This window comes from Streptomyces sp. NPDC104814, assembly GCF_055583185.1.
The window spans coordinates 26,816-48,628 of sequence record NZ_JBVJOL010000014.1 but is presented as its reverse complement, the minus strand read 5'-3'; the positions used below and the strand labels follow the sequence as shown (position 1 = coordinate 48,628).

Here is a 21,813-nt window from a genome sequence, read left to right as displayed (position 1 = left end):
CGGTCAGTGGTGTCCCGATTCGAGACTATGAGGAGGACGCGAACCATGGGCACGGTTCAGCCAGTTCACCACCCGACTGCGGCGGTCCAGGCGGCGGAAGACCGGGAGCCGCTGGTGATCACCGGCGCCGAGCATCAGTTCTCTGTGACGACGTGGCTCCTCGGCGCGGTCAAAGACAGAGACAGGCAGACCGCCCGCCTGGCGTGGGACGTCCAGGACGTGGCCCTCCTGCCCTGTGGAGGCAGCCTCTCCGCCGTCCGCATCCCCGCGGCCCTGATGTGGGCGGCAGCCGGCACGGAGGAGCTGGCCGAGGTGGACCGATTCCTCCGCCGGTGGTTCGACGGAGGCGCCGTGGTCATGGACCTTCACGCCCTGCACTACTACGCCCTCGTGCCAGGCTCCACGGCCCGCCGCTGGAACACCCCGGAGCTTCCCGCCTCTTGGAGGTGTCATGCACTCCCTCATCGCCAGCCCGTTCCTCGAACAGCACGTGCTCGTAAGGCCGGGCAGCCGTGGTGGTGCCCTCCTGCCGCCGGCCCAGTACGAGGAGCTGCGTGCCCTCGACCTTGCCGCGCCAAGCCCGGCTTGGCTCGTGGAAGCCGTCCGCGAGCAGTGGGAAGACCTCTACCTTGCCGACCGGCCGTTGAGTGTCTTCCTCCTCGTTCGCCACCCGTCGACCTGGGGCTATGGCAAGGCGAGTTTGGAAGTCAACTTGGGCTGCAACTACAAGTGCAAGCACTGCTACCTCGGGCTCAAGGTGAACTCGGGCATGCCGTGGGAGGACAAGCGCGCCTGCCTCGACATCATGGCGGAGGCGGGCGTGAGCATGAACGATGCGCCCAGACGTATCGATCCGACGACGGACCGGGCTACCGCGGCGTTGGTCCTCGAGTGCAGGCCGTGTGGGGCGTCAACCGTCGCAGAAAGGGCTGCCAGATCACTGAGATGACGGAAGCAACAGTTCAGCCTCTGAAGTGCGGCCAGCCAACCGTCCCGCCTCCATAATCTGATCAGACGTCATCGATGGCGCCATCTTAATTGCCTCGTGGACTCCATCACCATTCCCTCGATCAAGCATGGCGAGAAACCATCTAACCGCCTGCACCGGATCTACCTCACACCCAACTCCATCACGATATCTCCGAGCCGCCGCAAACATTGCGGGCGCATGCCCCGACTTAGCGGCCTTCACGTACCAATCGAGGGAATCGCTTTCGCGCCCTTCCCTGGCCAATTGATCGCCAAGTACGGCACAGGCTTCCGGAATTCCCAAGTTTGCGGCAAATTGCAACCAGTGCGAAAATTCTCGAAAATTCCGCGCCGTGCCAGCGCCGTGATAGTAATTGACTGAGAGATTGAATGCGGCATAGCCATCACCAGCTTCAGCCGCTCGCCGGAATAGGGCATTCGCTCGCAAGGGATCTCGATTCACGCCGACACCATTGGTCAGCATAAATCCCAATTCACGCATCCCCTCTACAATGCCTGCATCGGCCGCTTCGCCGAACAGTCGCGCAGCACGGCCCAAGTCATCCCTGCGATCCAGGAGAACGGCAGCAAGCAACGCCTTCGCGTCACCGTTGTCCTGCGTCACGGCCAACTCGAGTCCTGGCACGAGAGCTGCAATTCTCCCTTCTACTCCCATCGCCCCGCGACGCTTTGCGTGGAAATACCAATTTCCGGCGCCGATCAAATCGCCCCGAGATTCAGCGTCCTCCGCATTCTTGATCAGCTCTGCTGTCGACACTCCCGCAGGAAAAGAATGCCAATCCAACGCGCCCTCACCCATCCGTGCCTCCAAGTCGAAAGATCCGGGTGCGATTCTACAGTACTGGTCAGAACCGGATCGCCACCTGAACCTGTTAGTGGCCCGGTCAATAGGTTGGCGCCGAGCTCAAACAAAGCTCGACGCCAACCTATCGGGTAAGTTCACCACGACGGATAGTCGAACGAATTCCATTGACCGTCAGGCGTGAATGCATGGATTGCCGTTGGATCGGAAACAAATATCGGCACCCCAAGTTGTTGCGATCGATTCTGGAACCAAGATATACAATCATTGCACATATCTCGACTGACCGAAATCGCATAGCCAGGGTTGAGGACTGACGCCTGCTTTTCTGCATGAGAAAGATAATAGGCGCCGGGACCCCCGGAATTATCCATGAATGGATGAGGTGTGCGCGCAATGGGCATTGCTGCATACACCTGATCAGGCATTGCCCGGCCGTACCCTGCGGGCACATCCGTAGCGTATCCGCTGGCAGTCTGAATACTGCCAGCCTCACTGGCCGTCTTCGAGGACAAGTCCACCGACGGATGGAATGAGACATTTGCAGGATGTGGAGCTGCGCTCAGTGCAGCGGATGTCGGACAGACATTATGCACCAGAACCGGCGTAAAGCCTGCGAGCACATAGTACGTGTGCAGTTGGTCGACCGTCAGGTTATAGCGGGTGGCGGTGCCCGGGGTTGGTTGGACCTTGAGGACGCGGATCGGGCGCCCGTCGGGGGTGGTGAGCGCGTGGCCGGGGATCAGGGCCGCGGCCGGGACCCAGACGTGGGTCGTGGCGTCCCAGAAGGGGTGCTCCGACGTGGTGTGGAGCGTTTCAGCGTCACCGGGGGAGACCTCGACGGTGAGGTCGATCAGGTCACTGTCGGCGTGAGCCCAGGTCGCCACGACCGTACGTGAGCCCTCTTCCTTGCCGTTCTCCGGATCGGCCGCTTCGACCTTGTCGCCCGCGGTGATCTCCGCGATCGGCTTGGCCGTGCCGCCTTCCAGGAGGACTGGCGTCTCGGGGGAGAAGCTGCAGGTCGTGCCGGGAGTTCCGGTGCTCGGTTCGTCCGCTTGAGTTGACGCGCTCGAACTGGCCTCCGCCGCGTCCTGGGCGGTCGCCTTCTTCGGCGCCGCCGCATTGCCGCCAGCGGCGTCCTTGGACGCTTCCTCGGCCGCGCCGCCCGCAGAGGCCGCGCCCTTCGGACCTGCGGCGCCGGCCTCGGCCGAGGCCGCACCCTTGGATGCCGTCGAGCCCGCCTCGGCAGCATTTGCTCCCTTGCCCGCGGCGCTGGCGTCTTCCCGGGCCGCTTCCGGGCCCCCCTCGCCGCCCGGGCCAGGCCCGCAGTCGCCCATCATCGCCCCGCAGGCGGTGGTGAACGCTACGCCGGCGCCCTCGATGCACGCCGGGCCGAGCAGTCCGCCCGACTCGACGGTGCAGGCTGAGGCCGCGACCACGACCACGACCACGACGACCACCACGACGACGACCGGCATGGCCTTCTTCAGGTAGTGACCGGCGCAGCTCCAGAACCCGTCGCAGTCGTCATCGTCACTGCCGCCACCGCCGGATGACGTCGTGGTGGTCGTTGTGACCGTCGTGGTCTTCGTGGTGGTGTTTTTGGGCGGAGGCGGGGAGGAGGGGTGGGTGGGGTTCTGGCCGTAGCCGTCGCAGACGTCCTTGGGGCAGGCGCCGCTGGGGTCGCTGCTGCTGGCCGGGTTGTCGGCCGAGTAGGTGTAGCCGCCCATCTGGTTCGGGTCGCCTGCCTGGAACACCGGGTCCGGGCTAAGGAAACGGCCGGTGGTGGCGTCGTAGTTGCGAACGCCCAGCAGGTTCAGGCCGGTGGTCTGATCCAGCGGCTGGTTCAGGAAGCCGCGATTCTCGTCAGAAGACACCCAAGACGTGGGCTTCGGCCCGCGTGTGTTGCCGTACGGGTCGTAGTACCGGCGGGTGGCGAGCAGGCTGCTCGCGTCCACCGAAGTCGTTGACGTGCCCTGCGCATTGGCGATCTGGTAGCTGACGGATCCGCCGCTGGTGCGGGTGATGGTGGTGCCGTCGGGGCCCTTGTAGTGGCGCAGGCCCGTCCAGGTCTTGGCTGTGACGTTCAGGGTGATCTGCTCGGCGCCGCCGAACAAGTACAGGATCCGGGTCTTGTCGGTCGCGCCCACGGTGCTGGTCTGCAGGAGCAGCTGGCCGTCGGCGTCGTACAGGTACTTGCTGGTGTTGGTGGTGGTGCCGGTGGGTGTGGTGACCGAGGCGGTGTGGCCCTCGGTGTCATAGGAGAGTGTCTGCGTCTGGCCGGACGGGACCGCTCCGGTCTGTGCCGTCTTCCACAGCTGGCCCGCGGCGCCGCAGGCCGCCAGTGTGAGCTGGGTGCCCTTGGTGGCGTTGGCGGCCGGATCCGTCAGACATACGGCGCTGTTGGCGTTGTTGACCAGAGTGCCGGTGGCGGTGGCCTTCCACTTCTGGGTGGCGTCGGCGCTGCAGGTATCGATCACCACAAGGGTGCCGGCCGCGGTGCCGTTGGATGTGGTGTCCAGGCACATGCCGAGCACCTTGACCGTGCCGTCCGTGCCGATGGTCCACTGCTGGGCCTTGCTGGTGCCCGAGCAGGTGTTGATCTGGACCTTGGTGCCCGCGGTAGCGACGCCACCGGCGGTTTCGACGCACAGTTTGCCGCCGCCTGCGATGGTGAAGTTGGTACTCAGCGGGCCGGTGGTGGTGACCTTGCGGGTGATGGTGTTGCCGGCGTTCTTGTTGCCGTAGGCGGGGTCCGTGTAGGTGTTCGTCCACGTCGCGGTTCCCTCGCCGGGGTTGGCGCTGACCGTGGTGCCCGCCTGGTTGGGGAGGGTGGCCGCGACCGTTCCGTCCGTGCCCGGGTAGGCGATGGACTGCGTGGTGTCGGCGAGCGCGTTGCCGTTCGGGTCATGGCTGACCATGCCGGTGCGGTCACCGAGCTGGTCGAAGGTGTACGTCTGCCAGTACGGCGCGGGGCCGCCGACCGTGGTGGTCTTGACCTGCCCGGTGCTGTTGGTCGTCTGCACTCGGCCGGTGGTGCAGCCGCCGACCGCGCCGACCGGTGCCGCGGACGGGGACGTGATACCGGCGGTGTCCGTCCATGCCTGGGTCAGGCGCTGGAAGGAGTCGTAGGTGAAGCACTGGGTGTCGTGTGTGGTGTTGTTCTGCAGGTCGTCGGTGGCGGTGACTTCGCCGACTTGGTTGTAGCGGTAGTTGACGACGTCCAGCGCGGTGGCCGAGGTCTGCAGCATGCTGCTGGTCTGGAGGACCCGCCCGGTGGTGCTGTCGTACTGGGCGAAGGTGGCCATCTGCTTGCCGCTCAGACCGTAGTTGGTCTGCTGGACGCGGCCGAAAGCGTCGTGGACCGTGTTCGAGAGGTACGCCGGTGTGTTGGCGGCGTTGATGTACCCGCCGAAGACGTCCAGGTTCCCCTGCTGCGTGTAGCCGTAGTCCACGTCCTCCATCGGCAGGTTGCCGTCGGCCTGATAGTGGGTGGTGGACAGGAGGCCGACCGTGGGTGTGTAGTCGGCGGTCGTCTTGTAGGTGACCGTCCCGCTCGTCGGGGCGGCGGACTGGCCGGCCGCGGCGAATCCGTCCGAGGCCGGGATGGTCAGGGTGCTGCCCAGCGGTTGGTAGGCCGTGTTGTAGCCAGTGACTGCCTTGGTGTACGCATCGCCTGTCGAACCACGTACATAGCGGGTCGAGGAGGTCGGGTATCCCTTGGCGAGCGTGTCGTACAGCCAGCTCGCCTGGAGCTTGGTCGGGTCAGGGGTGGCCTGCCAGGCGCCGGTGTACTCGCCGGTGCGGCGGTTGTTCCAGTCGTAGGTGAACGACAGCACCTGGCCGCGCGCGTCCGTGGTCTGGAGCAGGTTGCCTGCCACGTCGTACTTGTCGAAGCTGACGGTGCCGGTGTTGGGGTCGGTCTGGGTGAGGGGCTGGCCGAGCAGGTTGTAGCTGTACGACCAGGTGTTGCCTGCGTTGTCCTTGACGGACTTGATCTGGCCGCCCGGCGTGTACGTGTAATCCGTGGTGGAGTTGGCCGGCGGAACCGCGTTGGCGGTGCCCTGCTTCCACAGGACCGTGCTGTCGTCGCTCGCCACTACCGCGACGGTGGAGTCGGTCCGCACCCGCAGGGTGGAGCCGGTCGTGGCGGCGAGGCCCGTGGTCCACTTCACGGTGCCGGTCGTGGTGTAGACGGCGAGGTTGCCGTCGGTCCCGAACGTGGCGTATGCACCAGGGTTTCCGGCAGTGCCGCTGGACCACACGGCCTTTCCGGTGGCCAGGGTGCTCAGCACCAGGTTGCCGTCCGCCTGCATGGTCAGCCGCACGCTGTTGGAGGCGAGGGAGGTGCCGGAGGGGATCACGTCGCCGCCGCGCAGGATCACGCTGGCGTCGGTGTTCTTGACCACGGTGCGCACGGTCTGCCCGAGCGCGTTGGTGATGGTGGATGTCGTGCGGCCGCCCGCCGGGGGAGTGCTGTCGGTCTGGTCGGCGCCCGGGTACGAGGTGGAGCTGTGCCACTGTTCGACGGCCTGGTGCCACAGCGTGGAGGTGATGGCGCGGCCCTGGCCGTCGTAGGCGGTGGTGCTCTCCGAGGGGATCTGGTTCTCGTTCGCCGCGAAGAGCGTGCCCGAGGGTCCGGTGGTCGGCTCGTAGTACGGGGCGTAGGAGGTGATGGGCCAGCCGTGCGAGTCGTAGAAGGTGTCGGCGACGATCCGGCCGGTGTCGCTGTCGCCCTGCGGAGTGCTCTGCGTCTGGCGCGGCTGGAGCATGCCGTCGTAGATGGCGACACTGACGTTGTACGTGCCGTCCTCGCGGAGTGTCTTGGTTGTGACGGAGGTGGGCGCGCCGGGCTGGGTGACAGTGTCGCCGGGAGCCGCGACAGCGCCCGGGTTGACCGAGTATGTGAAGATGCGGTCGGCGCTCTGGCCTGCGCCCTTGTCGCGGCCGGGCAGCCACACCGCCGTGCGGCGGCCGAGTGCGTCGTATGTGATCTCGGTCTTGCGACCGTTGGCGTCGGTGTGCAGGGTCTCCAGACCGCGCAGCGGCGAATGCGTGGAAGTGACCTTCCAACCCTGGCTGTTGGTGGTAGTGACCGTGGTGGGGGCGGTGTTGTTGCCGGTGTCGGCCCAGGCGGGGTTGTAGTCGGTGTGGGTGTTCTGTCCGGTGGCGTCGAGGGCGTCGGTGATCCGGCCGACGCCGTCGTACTTCATGGCGGCCGAGGTCAGCCAGTTCTCGGTGGTTCCGGTGAATCCCGTGGCAATTCTCACGGCCGTAGCTGTGGCGCCGGGTGAGACCTCGCCGAAGGCACCGAGCCCGGTGAGGGTGCCGTCACCCTTGTAGTAGATCTTCCGGTCCGACAGCAGAGTCGAGGCGTCGGCGGCGGTGCCGCAGGGGCCGTGCACGGTGGTGATCTGGTTGGGGTACGACAGCATCGCCGGGTTGGTCGCCGGCGCGGTGGCGTACGTCGTGGTCGTGCACTTCTCCTGGCTTGCGTCGCTCACGTCGCCGTGATCGTCGACCGTGGAGATCCGGCCCTGGGTGTCGTACGCCGTGTCGGTGCGGGTGTGCCGCCAGGTGCCGTCGGCGAGTTTCGCGTAGCCGTGGCTCTGGGTGCTCTTCATCCGGTACGCGGTCAGCGGCGGCAGTGTGGACAGGGCCGGCTTGGTCTCGCCGGGGTGGTCGGCCGCGTCCCAGCCGGTCCAGGCGGTCTGGGGACTGCCGGCGGTGCTGGTGTAGGTGAAGGGCGCGTTGACGGATGTGGCCGTGATCGTGCCACCGGCTTGGGTGTAGACGTCCTTCTGGAGCTCGGTGCCCGCCAGCTGGTCGGCGTCGGTGACGGTCTGTACGACCGCGCCGCCGACCTTGGCGGTCACGCTCACCGAGCGCTGCGTGCCGTCGGCCTTGTAGTCGCCGTCCATGCCTTGGAGGTAGGTGGAGACGGTCTGCGTGACCGGCTCGGGGGCGCGTCCGGTTCGGACGGTCACCGTGCGGAACCCGCGGAATTGGCCCCAGGTTCGGTACTGGTCGTCGGTGAAGGGCGAGTCGTCACGGTGCCAGGCGGCACCTGCGTAGTCGTAGGCCGCCACACGTGTGGCCGAGCCGGCCGGGGCGGCCGTTCCATCGGGCTTGTAGGTGGAGGCGATGGTGAGGTCGGAGGTGGTCACCGTGTGGACGGTGATCTTGTTGAACCAGTCCTCGATCGGTTTGGAGGCCCCGGGCACGTTCCAGTACACGGGGTAGCAGGAATTGGTGTTCGTGTCCGCGGTGGCGAACGACAGGCTCTTGCCCGCGCAGGGATCGAGGTTGTAGTCGACCGCGATCGACTCACCTGTCTCCGTTTGGATCGTCGAGATCCGAGGGTGATAGAGCGGAGGGGCGGAGGGCGACACGTCGTTGACACGGTTGTCGATCTCGGTACCGGTGAACGCCACCTTGTTCAAGGTGATGTCGGTGTTCCCGTTCTGGTACGTGTCCTTGCCGGTGTGCTGGATCGTCTGGAGCCACATCACGGCCTGCAGGAAGCCCGAATTCTTCGGATCCACCGAAGTGCCGGTGACCGGGTCGACGCTGCCGCCGGCGTCGGAGAAGACGTGCCCGAGCTGGTAGGAGTCAACCGGTATCAGCTTGTCGGTGCTGTTTGCAGCGTCCTTGACGTGTACGAGGGTGGTGATGGAGTCCAGGCGCGTGGTCGACCAGAAGGTCGGGCCCGCGATCACACAGACGTCCTTCGGGACGGTGGTGGAGCCGTCGGGGATCGTGGTGCTGTCCGTGGAGTCGCAGTGCAGGTCCCACGGCACGTCCGGCCAGTGTGGTGAGGTCTCGTCCTTGAGATTACCGGCGGAGCAGTCCGTGAAGTCCGCGGTCTGCTGGCAGCGCTGCTTGGAGTTGAAGAGCACCTGCGCGGAAGGGGTGCGTTGGGCGAGCGCGTCAGCGAGCGTGTAGCCGTAACTGATCTTGGCCAGGGTGCCGCCCCGGACGTAGGGGGTGAGCGCGCCGAAGTCGCCGTCGGGTGCCTGGCCGCCACCGAGGCTGTAGTAGTTGGTTTCGGTGGTGTAGTCGTACCGCTGGACCAGGCCGTTGGGTGAGACGACGAAGTCCAGGTTCCAGCGCCAGCCCTCGGGCTTGTCGCAGCGGGACGCCTTGCCCTTGGCGGTGTCGTAGCACGGGTCGCCGGTCTGCGGGTGGAAGACCGGCACACCCCATGCGGAGTTGGTGCTGGTGTCGGTGGGGGTGCCGGACTGCGGGACGGCGGCGGTGCCGAGCGCGGCTGGGGCGTGGTCCGAGCCGAAGTACGCGGCGGAGCCGTCGGTGGTCAGGACGCGGAAGTACGTGCCGTCCTGGAGGCCGTTGGCCGCACCGGACAACTCCTGGACGATCGTGCCGTCGTCGCCGCGCAGCGTCCACTGGCGGAGCAGGCCGGGGACGTTCGGGTCCTTGGTGGCCGGCACCAGGACCCCGGAGTGGGAGCCGAAGGAGATCTGTGCGTTGGCGCCGCCCCAGCACTCGTCGCCGGAGCCTTTGAGGACGCGGTTGCCGTCGGCGTCGCGGAGACTGCCGCAGGTGCGGTAGGCGCGCTCGACGAAGCCCGGGTCGTAACTCCAGCCGTCGCCGATCCAGGACGACTGGGAGTTGCGGGCCGAGGTCTCCCCGTCCACGGACTGGGAGTCGTAGCCCAGGGCCACCGAGGGTGCGTTGCCGCCGAGGCCGGCCGGGACGTCGATGGGGTACGAGTAGGTGAACGAGCCGGTGCCGCTGGCCTGCCAGTTGCCCGAGGGATTGAGTGAAGTGACGCCGTAGTCGCCTTGCGAGCCGCCGCTGCCGGAGGTGACACCGATGGTGGTGGTGCTGTCGGCAGTCTGGGCGGTGGTGGCGGCCATGGCGGACTTCGCCGACTTGGCAGGGGCCGGATTGCCGACCGGGATGGTGGCTGTGAGCTGGTCGGAGGTCGCCCGGTTGGTGTAGGGGATCGGGGTGCGGGTACGGCACGCGGCGAGCTCAGGGGTGGTGAGTGCGCAGGTCGGCATGCGCACGAGTTGAAGGCGGGAGCCGTATCCGCCGCCGTAAGCCTTGGCCAGTGCTCCGTAGTCGATGACGACCTGGACCTTGCCAGGAGTGGTTTTCTGATCTGCGGGCGCTATGGAGACCAGCATGCCGTTGGCGCCGGCCCGCAGGGCCTGTGCGTGCGAGGCGACCTTGACGCGGACGGCGTCGGGGGCGGCCGCCGTGCCGGCGGACGTGTCGCTGTGGGTTCTGTGCGGAGTAAGACCGGCCGCTGGTTTGGCCGGGACCACGTACACGGGCAGGCGGCCCGCCTTCACGGGTACCGGGGCGCCCTTGGCACGTGTCCCGGGCGCGCCCAGATGCACGACCGCGCTGCCGGAGGCCGGCCAAGAGGGGCGCGCCACCTGGTGAGACTTGAGCGGCAGGTAACCACGGGGATGACCCGCCGTGGGAGGCGGGACGGGCGTGAGCGGATGACCGCCGACCCCAGCGACGTCGGAGACCTCCTTCGGGTTCCAGACCTCACCGCGGAAGTGGTAGTGGCCGGCCTGCCCTCCCCGGCCCTCCCAGTCGTCGTTCGACGCCGCATTGAGCAGGTTCAGGTCGAGACCCTGGGAGAACGCCAGCGGGAGCAGCACCGACAGTGCGGCCAGAAGACCCACGGTCAGCAGGCCCTTGCCACCCCATCTTCGGAATCTTCTGCCCACGAACCAGCGACGCCGATCGGCCACGTGCCATCCCCCCACCCGACGGTGGCTGCTGAGGCCACCGCATCCATCGATCACACGGCGCGTGCGACCTGCGGGAGGCTATTGATGTCCGCGAGGTTTGATCAATACCGTGACTCGGAACTCCAGTTCGAACGGAATTGGCGATTCCGGTCACGCGAACTGCCCGATTTGTTCGGGATAAAGAATCAGTCAACCAGACAAACCGCAGGACCTGCTGTTCCATGCCGTCACGCGATCGCTGCCTGACGCATGGGGGAATCGATGGTTCCGCACCACACGATTTGTAAGGAACTTGACGCGTGCTTTTCCAACTTGATCGACATCCGCAACGACTCAGACGCCTGACACTGACTCAGAGAATCCTGCTGGGCCTGTTCGCTGTGGCGCTGACCACACCCGCCGTGCCGGCGTTCGCGCAGGACGGCGAATCCGCCACCTCAGGGCCCCTGCTCGCCGCACAGCAGCAGGCGGTCACCGAAGGCAAGCCCGTGCCCGTGGACGCGCTCACCACGGAGACCACCCAGACGACGGCCAACCCGGACGGCACATTTACGAATGTGGCCAGCCTCATGCCCGTACGGGTTCAGAAGGACGGCACCTGGGTCCCAGTGGACGCCACGCTCGAGCGCAACCCCGACGGCAACTGGTCCCCAAAGGCCAGCCCGCACTCAGTGGTTCTCTCCGGTGGCGGCAGCGGCCCCACGGTCAAGCTCACCCACCAGGACGGCAGCCAGCTCGCGCTGACCATGCCCTTCCCACTGCCGGCCCCGCAGGTCTCCGGCGACACCGCCCTCTACCCGGCGGTCCTGCCCGGCGCCGACCTGTCGGTCTCCGTCACCGACCAGGGCGGCTTCAGCGACATCCTGATCCTCCATGACGCGGCCGCGGCGGCCGACCCACGTGTCAAGGAGCTGATACTCACCGCCACCACCAACGGCCTGACCCTCCACCCGACGACCTCCGGAGGCATGGAGGCCAAGACTGCCGACGGCACCCTCGACTACGTCTCACCGCGCCCCGTGATGTGGGACTCCGCCACCTCTGACGCCCCTGCGAACCTGGTGCAGACCCCGACAGCCGGCGTACAGCCGGCGTCCTTCGCAGCCCGGACGACGACCGTCGACGCGCCCGCCGAAACCCCCGCCTCCTCGGTCGACGGCCCGGGGCCGGGCGCATCGGTCGACCAGGTCCCGATGACCACCACCCAGAGCGCGGTCACCCTGCACCCGGATTCGTCCGTGCTCACCGACCCCGGCACCGTCTACCCGGTCTACATCGATCCGTACACCAACCCGGTCTCCAGCAAGTCCGGTCACTTCACCGAGGTGTATTCCAGCTCGACCTGCGCGGACAGCCCTCAGTACGACAAGCCGCAGTCCAACGGCGAGGGCGTGGGCTACCAGCGCTGGGGCGGGGCCTGCGGCACGGGCCTGGAGCGCTCGTACTACGCCATCAACACCAGCGGCCTGAATCCCGCGATGGTGGTCTCCAAAGCGCTCGTCACCGTGGCCTCGACGTACGCCTCCAGCTGGGACTGCTCCAAGGACCAGCCCATCACCCTGCACACCACGGCGTCCATCAGCTCCAGTACCGACTGGAACAGCAGGCCGGCCACCAACGACAGCACCTACGCGCCGGTGAAGACCACCATCCCGAGCGCGGCGAACCCCGGCAGCAGCTGCAGCAACCACACCGCCAGCTTCACCGTGACCGGCCAGGCACAGAAAATCGCCGACGCGGGCACCGACTGGTGGACCGTCGGTCTCTTCGGCGACGAGTCGATATCCAGCGACAACGACAACTACCTGCGGATGTCCACGGTCCTCACTCTGACCACGACCTTCGACATCCCTCCCAGCACCCCGACCGCCCTGCACACCACCCCGTCCGCCGCCGGTGCGTCGGGTCCCTGTGTGACCAGCGGGGTCGGCTGGATCGGCGCCACGACGTACGGCGCGGCCGGCAGCAACCTCCAACTGCACGCAACGGTCACCACGAACGTCACGGGTGAACTGGCCAGCGCCAACTACGAGGTGTGGGACCGCACCGTGCTCACCAATGGCAATGGCACCATCATCGCCACACCTGCCAGCTCTTACGTCGCCTCCGGCACGGACGCCGACGTTCCCGTGGGCATCACCCTCCAGGACGGTCACGAGTACGGCTGGGACGTCTACGCCAAGGACAACGCCGCCCCGCACCTGACGTCGCCGGTCTCCGCACACTGCTGGTTCCGCACGGACTTCAGCCCGCCCGAAACCCCGGACATCGCCACCAACCCGTCCTTCCCGCAGGTGGGCGGCGGTGCGGGCGACCCGCTTGTCTACGCGGGCCCCGGCAACAGCACGCAGTTCGACGTCTCCGCGGGCGACCACGCTCCCGCCGCCACCTGCACCCCGGGCCCGTGCCTCATGAGCGGCGTGGACCACTTCGTGTGGCGGCTCGACGCCCAACCCACCCCGCAGGCTGGAACCTCCGTCCCCGCGAGCGGCACCAACAGCTCCGGCGACGCCACCGCGAAGCTGACCGTCCCTGTCACGGCCTGGGGTGTCCACACGCTGTACGTCGCCGCCGTGGACAAGGCCGGCAACCTCTCGCAGTTCCCGGTCGGCTACACATACACCGTCCCGTGGAACCCGACGACCAAGATCACACCTGGGGACGTCAGCGGCGACGGGATCGCCGACCTGCTGGCCACCACCCGCACCGGTGACCTGGTCATGCTGCCGGGCAACACCGATGCCGCGCAACCCGTGGCCCCGGCGCAGACCGCCCCGCAGACCGGTCCCGCCACCCCGGCGACGGGCCCGGTGACGGTCTCGACCGCGGCGCAGTCTCCGGACGGGACGGGCTGGAACAACTACCTCATCGCCCACCGCGGCAACCTCCACGGCTCGGACGTCGACGACCTGTTCGCCTACAACAAGCAGACCCACCAGCTGTACATCGTCAAGAACGACCTCGACCCCGCCGCCGACGACGCTTTCCCGCGTTCGCCTTACTCCACCTACCCTGGGTTCATGGGCAAGCGCTTCGACGTCGTGCCCAAGGACGCCTGTGAGCCCGTCGAGCGGATCGCGGACGAGACCCGCTGCCGCACCGCCGGCTACAACGCCAGTGCCTGGAACGTCGACCAGATCGTCACGGCCGGCAACCTGTACGGCAACAGCGCCGGCTATCCAGCGGTGATCACCGTGGAGAACAAGAAGCTCTGGATCTACCAGGCCGACGGCGGCGGTCACTTCAAGCACCCGCTGCTCCTCGGTGACGGAGACTGGTCCGGCTACACCCTGATTGCGCCCGGCACGCTCCCCACGGGCGCTGACGACAAGGGCAACGTCACCGGGCCGGTCCTGTGGGCTCGGGACGACTCCAGCGGCTCGCTGTTCAGCTTTCCGATCAGCTACACCCCCGACACGTTGATACCGTCGCTGCTGCATGCTCCGGTGAGGTCGGCCCTCACCTCCTCGGTGGCGGCGGCCGGCGGGGGCAAACTGTGCCTTGACGTCTACCAGCAGCAGACCGCCAACGGCACCAAGGTCCAGACGTGGACCTGCAACCAGTCCCGTGCACAGAACTGGATGCTGACGTCGGACGGCGCGCTCAGGGCGCTGGGCAGCTGCCTCGACGTCACCGGAGGCGGGACGGCCAACGGAACCCTGGTACGGCTGTGGACCTGCAATGGCACCGCCGCCCAGAAGTGGACTGCCGGCGCCTCGGGCAGCCTGGTAAACCCCAATTCCGGGAAGTGCCTGGACATACCGAACGGCAGCAACACTCCCGGCGCACAGCTGCAGATCTACACCTGCAACGGCACCACCGCCCAGAACTGGACCACAGGAGCTGCCGCCGGCTGGGGGACCAACCCGCCGGACGCGCTCGCACCGGTCCTCTGGTCGGGAACGTACCCCGCAGTGATGTCCCCGGGCGATCTCAACAGCCCGGCGGGCGGCCCCGACGGGCAACCTGAGCTCTACACGGTCGACACCGCCGGTCAACTCATCGAGTACACGGGCACCACACCCACGGGGAACACGGCCGCGTTCACCGCCCCCGCCTCACTGGGCGCGGTTGGCAACACAGCCACCCACGAGTGGCTCCTGGACGAGGGCGCGGGCGCTTCGGCTGCCGACGGCCCGGGCTCTCTCGACGCCTCACTGACCGGCTCGTACGCCTGGAACACGGACGCCACCCGCGGGAAGGTGCTCACCCTCTCCGGAACCACCGGGTACGCCGCCACGACCGGCCCGGCCGTGGACACCTCGAGCAGCTTCACCGTCTCCGCCTGGGTGAAGCTGGTCTCGGCGACCGGCAACTCGACCTTCGTCTCCCAGTCGGACGGGGCGGGCAACGCCAACGGATTCCAGCTGTACTACTCCTCCGGCGCCCAAGCCTGGGCCTTCGGCCGGCACCACGACGACACGGCCAGCACCGCCTTCACCGCGGCGTACGGCGCCTCGCCCGTGGTCGGCAAGTGGACCCACCTCGTCGGCGTGTACGACGCGGACACGGACCAGCTGCTCCTGTACGTCGACGGCAAGCTCTCGGCCACCAAGGCATACGCGGGCACCACGTGGAACGCCGACGGGGGGGTGCAGATAGGTCGCCGCCTCTACCAGAGCGCGTACGGCGAATACGCCAACGGCTCGGTCAGCGATGTACGCATCTACCCGACCGCCCTGCCCGCCGCGAACGCGGCGGCAACGGGATCACTGCCGGGGATCACGCAACTGGACTGACCGTTGGAGGGGCCGGCCACCGAGTATCCGGCCCCTCTAACACCTCAGCGTGCTCGATGTCTCCATTTTTTGGGGGGTGGCCGCGCGCATCGGTGAAGGCACGGCCACCGGTCATGGCAGGAGCGGCGCAGGGATCAGTACTTCCAGCGCCAGGCGCCCGAGCTGTAGCGGCAGGTGATGGGTGTGCCGGAGGAGTTGGTCGTGGTGGCACCGTGGTCGCTGTCACGGCAGTACTGACCGGCTTGGTAGCAGTTGCCAGCGTTCGAGGTGATGGTGCAGGTGCCCGTGCTGGTGCTGCCGTTGCTGTCGTCCGTGAAGGTGTCGGAACTGTCGCTGGCGGCGTAGCTGGTTTCCGTGGCGGTGACGGTGACGGTCGGGGCAGGCTCTGGCGTCGCGGTGGTGGTGACTGTGGCTTTCGCCTGCGGTGTCGCGGTGATCGTCTGGGTGGCGGTGGCCGTGACTCTGACGGTAGGCGCCGAGGCGGTCTGGGCGGTGTCGCTCTGGCCGCTGGCGCCGATACCGGTGCCGATTCCCAGCAGCACCGCTGCCCCGGCCCACACGCGCTTGCGCCTGCGTAGCGGGCGGGTGTCGGCCGGGCGCGGCGTGGCCGGTGGAACGGACGGACGGGTGTTCATGATCCCCCCTTGGGATGCGTGGTGGTCTGAGGTCAGCAGGACTCGGTGAGCTTGACGGAGTAGATCGCCACGCGCAGGACATCCGTGGCGCCTGCACCGGGGTCCTGACGGCAGACCTTCCAGTTGCTGTTCAGGATGATCAGTCGCCCCTCGCCGGACGCGTCCTCCTCGTTGACCATGAATCCGGCCGTGTGCAGCACGGTGATTGCGTCGGCGTGGACCATGCCGACCACGTTGGGCACCGTTGCCGTGGCGGCCTCAGCGGAGGCGGAGGTTTCGTCGATCTTTTCCTGCAGGTCCTTGCGGGCGGCGCTGTTGCTGGCCTGGACGTCGTCGATCAGAGCATCCAGCGACGACTCGGTCGGCGAAGGCGCGGAGCTCGGAGTCGCCTTGGGTGCGGCTGAGTCGTTCTGGTCGGCGCTCGGACTCTCCTTGAGGCCGTTGGCGACGGCGCCGATAACGACGAGCGTGCCGACGAAGATCCAGAAGCCATTGCGCTTATGCATGGGGCGCCGCTCGGATGCGGACGGCGGCTTGGAGAAGTCGTTCATGATCCCCCCTCGGGATGCGTGGTGGTGCTGTTGCGCACGGTAGTGGTGTGCGGACGATTCCCGCCTCCGGTTCGCCCCGAACGCTCCGTAGGGGAAGCGGCCGGCCGGGCGGTAGGGCCGCACCAGATCGGCGTCGTCTCCGCGTTAACCGGAGAATGGGAGGCCGACTACCGGGCGCGGATAGGTGGGTTGCCGGTGCGCACTGCAGTGGATGATCTACACGATGCGCTCCGCGGAGGCGCCGCTGTACGCTGTGCGGACACTGCGCCAGCGGCTGCCTGTGCTCGCGCCTGCGGAACCCTTGAGTACGTGAGCGCGTTGCTGGAGGGTGATGCGCCCGCCTGCTTCGTGGCCGTCGCCACCAGGCAGCTCGTTACGTCTCTCAACCCGGTACGTGCGGTGAAGACCATTTTGAGTGGGGCTACGGTCCGAGCCGGTCAGAGACCCGAGGGGTGATTGGAAAGCCAGTCGGCGTGCTGACTGCGCATCCGGTCGCGTTCTTCGGGCGTGGTGAGGAAGACGTCGGCACCACCGTCGTAGGGGTGGTGGATGCGCTGCATGCGGGTGTCAGTGATGAGGATTCCGGCCACCTTGTAGTCGGCGGTATCGCGGAGCAAGTCGTCGATGCAGCCGCGCTGCCAGGGCCGGCATGCGGCGAAGAGGTGGCAGTACGTGCGGAACTCAGGGTCGGGATCGTCCTCCACCAGCAGACTCTGCCAATACCCTGCTCCGGGTTCTGGTGACGGAACCTCGGCTTCGGTCGTCCAAAACGGAGTGATGACGTACACGTCCGCGCCAGCGAACAACTCGTCGAGGACGGTGTTGTAACGCTCCAGGACGACGGTGTACTCGCTCTCGCCTTCCGCGTACCGCTTCGATTCCGGCAGGCTGTGAAAACGTACCCAGACGTCCCGATACGGGTCGTGGAGCTTGTGCCCGACCGGAGGGCAACTGGGCCAACGCTGTTGCCACAGCTTCGTCAGATCCGCCTGCCCGTCTCCAGACACCCGCCGCACTCATCCTCTCCCGTCGCCTGCGCCCCTCTCGCACCGCTCGTTGAAGGAGCGGCCTAGCGCTCCACATTAGTTCGACTTGTGACGCCGCACCGCTCGAACGGCAGGCGAGTTCTGCTGAGGGACACGCCGATGGGCGAGGACGCCACCTTGCACGATCTGCTGGCGAGCAACTTGTCGGCGCCGGAGGATGCGATCGCGTTTGTCGCTGCGAAGAAAGCAGGCTGGCGGCTTTGCTGCGTGCCTTGGGCCTGCCGAGCGGCCAGTCGTCCTGGCCTAGGCCGATCCCGGGATCAGCACGCGGCCCCGACACGGGCTCCACGCTGGCAACGCCGACCCTCAAGCTTTCGGTGAGAGGGTTCACCGCAAGGTGAGGCGGCCTCTGGCGGAGCATGATCGGCGGCGTACGCGCGGGGCGTGGTCGCCAACCTGGCCCGCACCCGCATCCGCAGCGCGGTCCGCGAGCGCCGGCGGATCGCGCTCTTCTGGTCGCGCCGTGAGGAGAGGACCGAGAACCCCGGCGTCGCGGGCATGGTGGACGTCCAGGAAGCGCTACGCCGGCTGCCGTTCCGGAAGCGGGCGTGTGTAGTGCTCCGGCACGCGTTCGACCTCTCGGAAAAGGACACTGCGCTCGCGCTCGGGGTGTCGGTGGGTACGGTTAAGAGCCAGACGTCCAAGGGCATGGCCGAGCTGCAACGGCTGCTGGGCGCCCAGGATGCCGAGCGGAAGGTGCACGCGGCGATGGCCCGGGGCGGCGCCGAGAGCAGAGGAAGCAACCGATGAGGCAGCAGGACGTGCACGACGAGCTGCGCGCCCGGCTGCGAGAGGCGGCCGAGGCCCAACGAACCCGACCGCGCGCGCATTCTGGCCCGCGTGGAGCGCGGCATGGCCGCGCCGTCCCGCCCCGTGGGACACCGGGCCATGCGGCCGGCGCTGTCGCGCTGGGTGCGGGTGGTCAGCGCGACAGTGGCGGTCGCCGGGGTGCTTGCCGTCGGGGGGTACGCGGTGGCGTCCGCGGTGAAGAACGGGCCCCCGGCGCACAAGCGTACGGTCGCCGTCTCTCCCACCCCCCGCACCTCGCCGGACGCGACCGCGAGCCGTCGCCCCTCCGAACCGCCGCCCCGACGCCCGGCGCGGGCACCACGCGGCCGTCCGGCACGCCTCGTGCCAACCGGTCGCCGAACGCCGGATCCTCCGCCCGGCCGCCCGCGCCCCCCGGCGAGCGGAGCGGCCCCCTGTCGTCGGACGGCTCCGTGGACCAGCACAGCAAAGACTTCTGGGCCCAAAGCGATCTCACCCTGAAGACAACCGGGCAACTCACCGCGCTCCCCGTCCAGTTGAAGATCACCCAGACCGGGGGTGTGACCGCCACCGGCGCCTGGCGCTCCCTGCCCGAGGCGGATTTCACGCAGACCCTCCAGGAGCAGAACGGCTTCCTCGTCTACACCTGGACACTCAGGGACGGTCGTACGGTCCCGGCGGGCCAATGGGTCTTCGCCGCGCAGTACAACCACGAGCAGGGCGGCCGGGACGCCAAGGACGACAGCTACACCGTCACGGGGACTGCCGACGGCCACCCGTACACGGTGGGCGGGGGATTCGCCGCGCATACGAGCCCGGGCGGAGCCTCCTAGTAGTGCTTCGTCAGGTTCTGGTGCTGGTGGTTTTGAGAGGGCGGCCGCAGGTGGTGCAGGGGCCGCTACGTCCGGCTTGTGTCCCGGGCACACGGGCAGCGCCTTGGTCGAAGGGCTCGGTCGAAGGGCGAGGAAGACCAGCCGGCGCGGCGTAGCCGGGCTGTAGGGCGGTCCTGGCTCTGATGGGCCGGGGCCGCCCTTCGGTGCGTTCAATCAGCGTGACTCGTGCTATGGACCGTCAGGGGCGGCTGTAGCGAACGCACTTCAGGTAGGTGATTGGGTACTGCTTGGCGCCGTCGTCGAGGCAGATCCGCACGACGTTGACTCCGGCAAGGTACGTGTCCACTGTGAAGCTGAACTTGTCGCTCGTGCCGCACACGTTGTAGAGGCTGGTGAAGTGGCCTACGTCGTTGCTGTTGGAGTCAAGAAGGAAGGCGGTGGTTCCCCGGCAGCTATTCACGTCGACCGACTTGTGTTCACCCGACACGAGGACCGATCGGTTGTACCAGGTCACGGTGCCCCGGGTGTACGTGTTTCCGAGGGTGACGTCGAAGTTGCTGACCGGGTAGGCGGAGGCTTGGGCGTTGGCGGCAGGAGCACTCAAGAGCATGCCTGCGGCCAGAACAGCGGTGCTCAGGGCGGCGGCAGTGGCGAAGGGCTTGCGCATGTCGTCTCCGAAGTGAGGGGCCCCTTGGGCTGGTCGGGAGCGGGCGGTTCAGTATCCTCCGGTACAGGAATCGGGTCCATCACCCTGTGGGCCTTGACCCGGAAACCTGAATACGGCGGCGCTCAGGTGGACCTTGGTGGTGAACCCGCCGCGCGAGCGGCCCAGGCCCTCATGTGCAGCACCACCTCCTCCATGTGGCCGAGCAGGCTCGTCCACGCCGGATCGATCTGGTGTCCTGTCGTCATCGCCTCCTTTGAGAAGGCTGGCGGCGGGGCCTTGCGGGAGCCCGCCCGCGGGGTGCTGATGGGGGCGCATTACCGTGAAGTCGGCCGAGATGTCCCAGTCGATGGATCCCTCGGTGTCTGTGGCCTGGACTTGCTGCGGGAGTCGCTCCCACGTGTCGTCCGCCGACCATTGCAGATGCCTCTTGTGCACGGTCTTCCTCGGCCGAGCCTCTCGGGCAGGTCACGCCACTGCACCGAGGTCCGCACCCGATGCAGAACTCCGTTGATCACCTGCCGGTGATGCCGGCCCCTGCCGCAACGTCCGTTGCTCACTGGTAGGAGCGGCGGTCCGTACTGGTGGTCATGGGCCAGTACGTTACGACCGGCCGGTCAGCAGGTGGCCGATGGTCGCGATGCCCTCGGCGATCGCTCGTTCGCCTACGTTGCCGAAGCCGAGGACGAGTTGCGCCGGCGCGTTGGCGTGTGAGGCTCGGTGGGTGCTGATGCCGTAGAGGCCGACGGACCGTTCGCGGGCGGCGGTGACGACGTGGCGTTCGTCGGCGCCCGCGGGCAGGTGGGCGACGGCGTGGAAGCCGGCGGCGAGGCCGGTGACCGGCAGTTCGGGGGCGTGTTCGGCGAGTGCGGCGAGCAGGGCGGTGCGGCGGGCGGCGTAGGTTGCGCGCATGCGGCGTAGGTGGCGGTCGAAGCGGCCGGACTCGATCAGCTTGGCCAGGGCGAGTTGGTCGAGTGTGGACGTGCCGCGGTCGTTGCGGTGCTTCTGCTCGGCGATCGGTCCAGCGAGTTGGGGTGGGCACACGGTCCAGCCGATGCGCAGGGCGGGAGCGAGGGACTTGCTGACGGTGCCGATGGAGACGACCCGGTCCGAGGCCAGCCCTTGGAGGGCGCCGACGGGTTCGCGGTCGTAGCGGAATTCGGCGTCGTAGTCGTCCTCGATGATGACCGCATCGCGGTCGCGAGCCCATTGGACGAGGGCCAGTCGGCGCTCGGGGGCGAGGGCGACCCCGGTCGGCCATTGGTGGGCAGGGGTGACGACGACGGCGCGGGCGGCGGTCGCGGTCAGCGCCTGCACGTCGATGCCGCGTTCGTCCACCGGGACGGGGATCGCGCGCATGCCCGCCGTGGCGGCTGCGGTGGTGACGGTGCCGGGTGAGCCGGGGTCCTCGAAGGCCACGGTGTGCACACCCGCGTCCGCGAGGACGCGGAGCGTCAGGCCCAGGCCCTGGGCGTAGCCGTTGCAGACGACGATGTGCTGCGGGTCGGTCGCCGCGGCGCGCACCCGGCGCAGGTACCCGGTCAGGACCTCGCGCAGGGCCGCGGCGCCGCGCGGGTCGCCGTAGTCGAACTGGGCGGTCGGCATGGTGCGGGCCGCCTCGCGCAGGGCCCACAGCCAGTCCTGGACCGGGAACGAGCCGAGGTCCGGTACGCCGCTGCGGAAGTCGGCCACCAGGCGCGACGCGGCGGTACTCGGTTGCGGGACGCCGGGCGGTACGGCGGCGCCGGTCGCCACCCGGGTGGCGGACCCGGGACGGCTGGTCAAGTAACCCTCGGCCTGGAGCTGGGCGTAGCACTCCTGGACCAGGCCGCGGGAGACACCGAGCGACCGGGCGAGATCACGGGAGGACGGCAGGCGTTCGCCGACCTGCAGGCGGCCGGTGCGGATCGCGTCCCGCAGCCCGTGCTGCAGTTGGGCGTGCAGCGGTCGGCTGCTGGCCCGGTCGACGGCCAGCAGCCGCTCGGGCGGGGAACTGGACCACTTCAGCGGCATGGAAGTGGACCTTACCGGCGATCCGGTCGAGCTCTTA

General features: G+C 67.9%; 12 protein-coding genes and 1 pseudogene. 4 read left to right on the top strand and 9 right to left on the bottom strand.

Annotated elements, in window-relative coordinates; translation table 11 throughout:
* Positions 1-451: 451 nt before the first annotated feature.
* Complete coding sequence (locus ACZ64A_RS33425; protein WP_469815690.1) at positions 452-949, top strand: hypothetical protein; 498 nt, start codon at positions 452-454, stop codon at positions 947-949.
* On the opposite strand, the gene ACZ64A_RS33420 is transcribed toward ACZ64A_RS33425, so the two are convergent.
* Complete coding sequence (locus ACZ64A_RS33420; protein WP_469815689.1) at positions 938-1,747, bottom strand: tetratricopeptide repeat protein; 810 nt, start codon at positions 1,745-1,747, stop codon at positions 938-940. The two genes, ACZ64A_RS33425 and ACZ64A_RS33420, sit on opposite strands and share 12 nt — an antisense overlap.
* A 182-nt stretch (positions 1,748-1,929) precedes the next feature.
* Positions 1,930-10,527, bottom strand: coding sequence for a ricin-type beta-trefoil lectin domain protein (locus tag ACZ64A_RS33415; protein WP_469815688.1), 8,598 nt, complete (start codon positions 10,525-10,527; stop codon positions 1,930-1,932).
* 380 nt (positions 10,528-10,907) lie between these two features.
* On the opposite strand from ACZ64A_RS33415, the gene ACZ64A_RS33410 reads away from it, so the two are divergent.
* Positions 10,908-15,266 (top strand): LamG-like jellyroll fold domain-containing protein, encoded by a 4,359-nt coding sequence (locus ACZ64A_RS33410; protein ID WP_469815687.1) that lies wholly within the window; start codon positions 10,908-10,910, stop codon positions 15,264-15,266.
* A gap of 134 nt (positions 15,267-15,400) precedes the next feature.
* Here the strand turns inward: ACZ64A_RS33410 and ACZ64A_RS33405 are convergent, their stop codons facing one another.
* The 3 genes from ACZ64A_RS33405 to ACZ64A_RS33395 form a co-directional block, all read right to left on the bottom strand.
* Complete coding sequence (locus ACZ64A_RS33405; protein ID WP_469815686.1) at positions 15,401-15,901, bottom strand: hypothetical protein; 501 nt, start codon at positions 15,899-15,901, stop codon at positions 15,401-15,403.
* 32 nt (positions 15,902-15,933) lie between these two features.
* Positions 15,934-16,452, bottom strand: coding sequence for a hypothetical protein (locus tag ACZ64A_RS33400; protein ID WP_469815685.1), 519 nt, complete (start codon positions 16,450-16,452; stop codon positions 15,934-15,936).
* A 437-nt stretch (positions 16,453-16,889) separates the two neighbouring features.
* Positions 16,890-17,459: a DUF3885 domain-containing protein gene (locus ACZ64A_RS33395; RefSeq protein WP_469815684.1), complete on the bottom strand. Its 570-nt coding sequence runs from the start codon at positions 17,457-17,459 to the stop codon at positions 16,890-16,892.
* A gap of 408 nt (positions 17,460-17,867) precedes the next feature.
* Here ACZ64A_RS33395 and ACZ64A_RS33390 point away from each other — a divergent pair.
* Positions 17,868-18,248 (top strand): annotated as a pseudogene (locus ACZ64A_RS33390) (sigma factor-like helix-turn-helix DNA-binding protein); the annotation flags it as partial.
* A 470-nt stretch (positions 18,249-18,718) separates the two neighbouring features.
* Complete coding sequence (locus ACZ64A_RS33385) at positions 18,719-19,099, top strand: hypothetical protein (RefSeq protein WP_469815683.1); 381 nt, start codon at positions 18,719-18,721, stop codon at positions 19,097-19,099.
* Positions 19,100-19,337: 238 nt separating this feature from the next.
* Here the strand turns inward: ACZ64A_RS33385 and ACZ64A_RS33380 are convergent, their stop codons facing one another.
* From ACZ64A_RS33380 to pdxR, 4 genes are all read right to left on the bottom strand, one after another.
* Positions 19,338-19,766 carry a hypothetical protein gene (locus tag ACZ64A_RS33380; RefSeq protein ID WP_469815682.1) on the bottom strand — a complete coding sequence of 143 codons (429 nt, stop codon included), beginning with the start codon at positions 19,764-19,766 and terminating at the stop codon, positions 19,338-19,340.
* Positions 19,767-19,888: 122 nt separating this feature from the next.
* Positions 19,889-20,011, bottom strand: a complete 123-nt coding sequence (locus ACZ64A_RS33375) for a hypothetical protein (RefSeq protein ID WP_469815681.1) — start codon at positions 20,009-20,011, stop codon at positions 19,889-19,891.
* 69 nt (positions 20,012-20,080) lie between these two features.
* Entirely contained in the window at positions 20,081-20,323 is a 243-nt protein-coding gene (locus ACZ64A_RS33370) for a transposase (RefSeq protein WP_469815680.1), read from the bottom strand.
* A gap of 43 nt (positions 20,324-20,366) precedes the next feature.
* Complete coding sequence (pdxR, locus tag ACZ64A_RS33365) at positions 20,367-21,776, bottom strand: MocR-like pyridoxine biosynthesis transcription factor PdxR (protein ID WP_469815679.1); 1,410 nt, start codon at positions 21,774-21,776, stop codon at positions 20,367-20,369.
* Positions 21,777-21,813 lie beyond the last annotated feature (37 nt).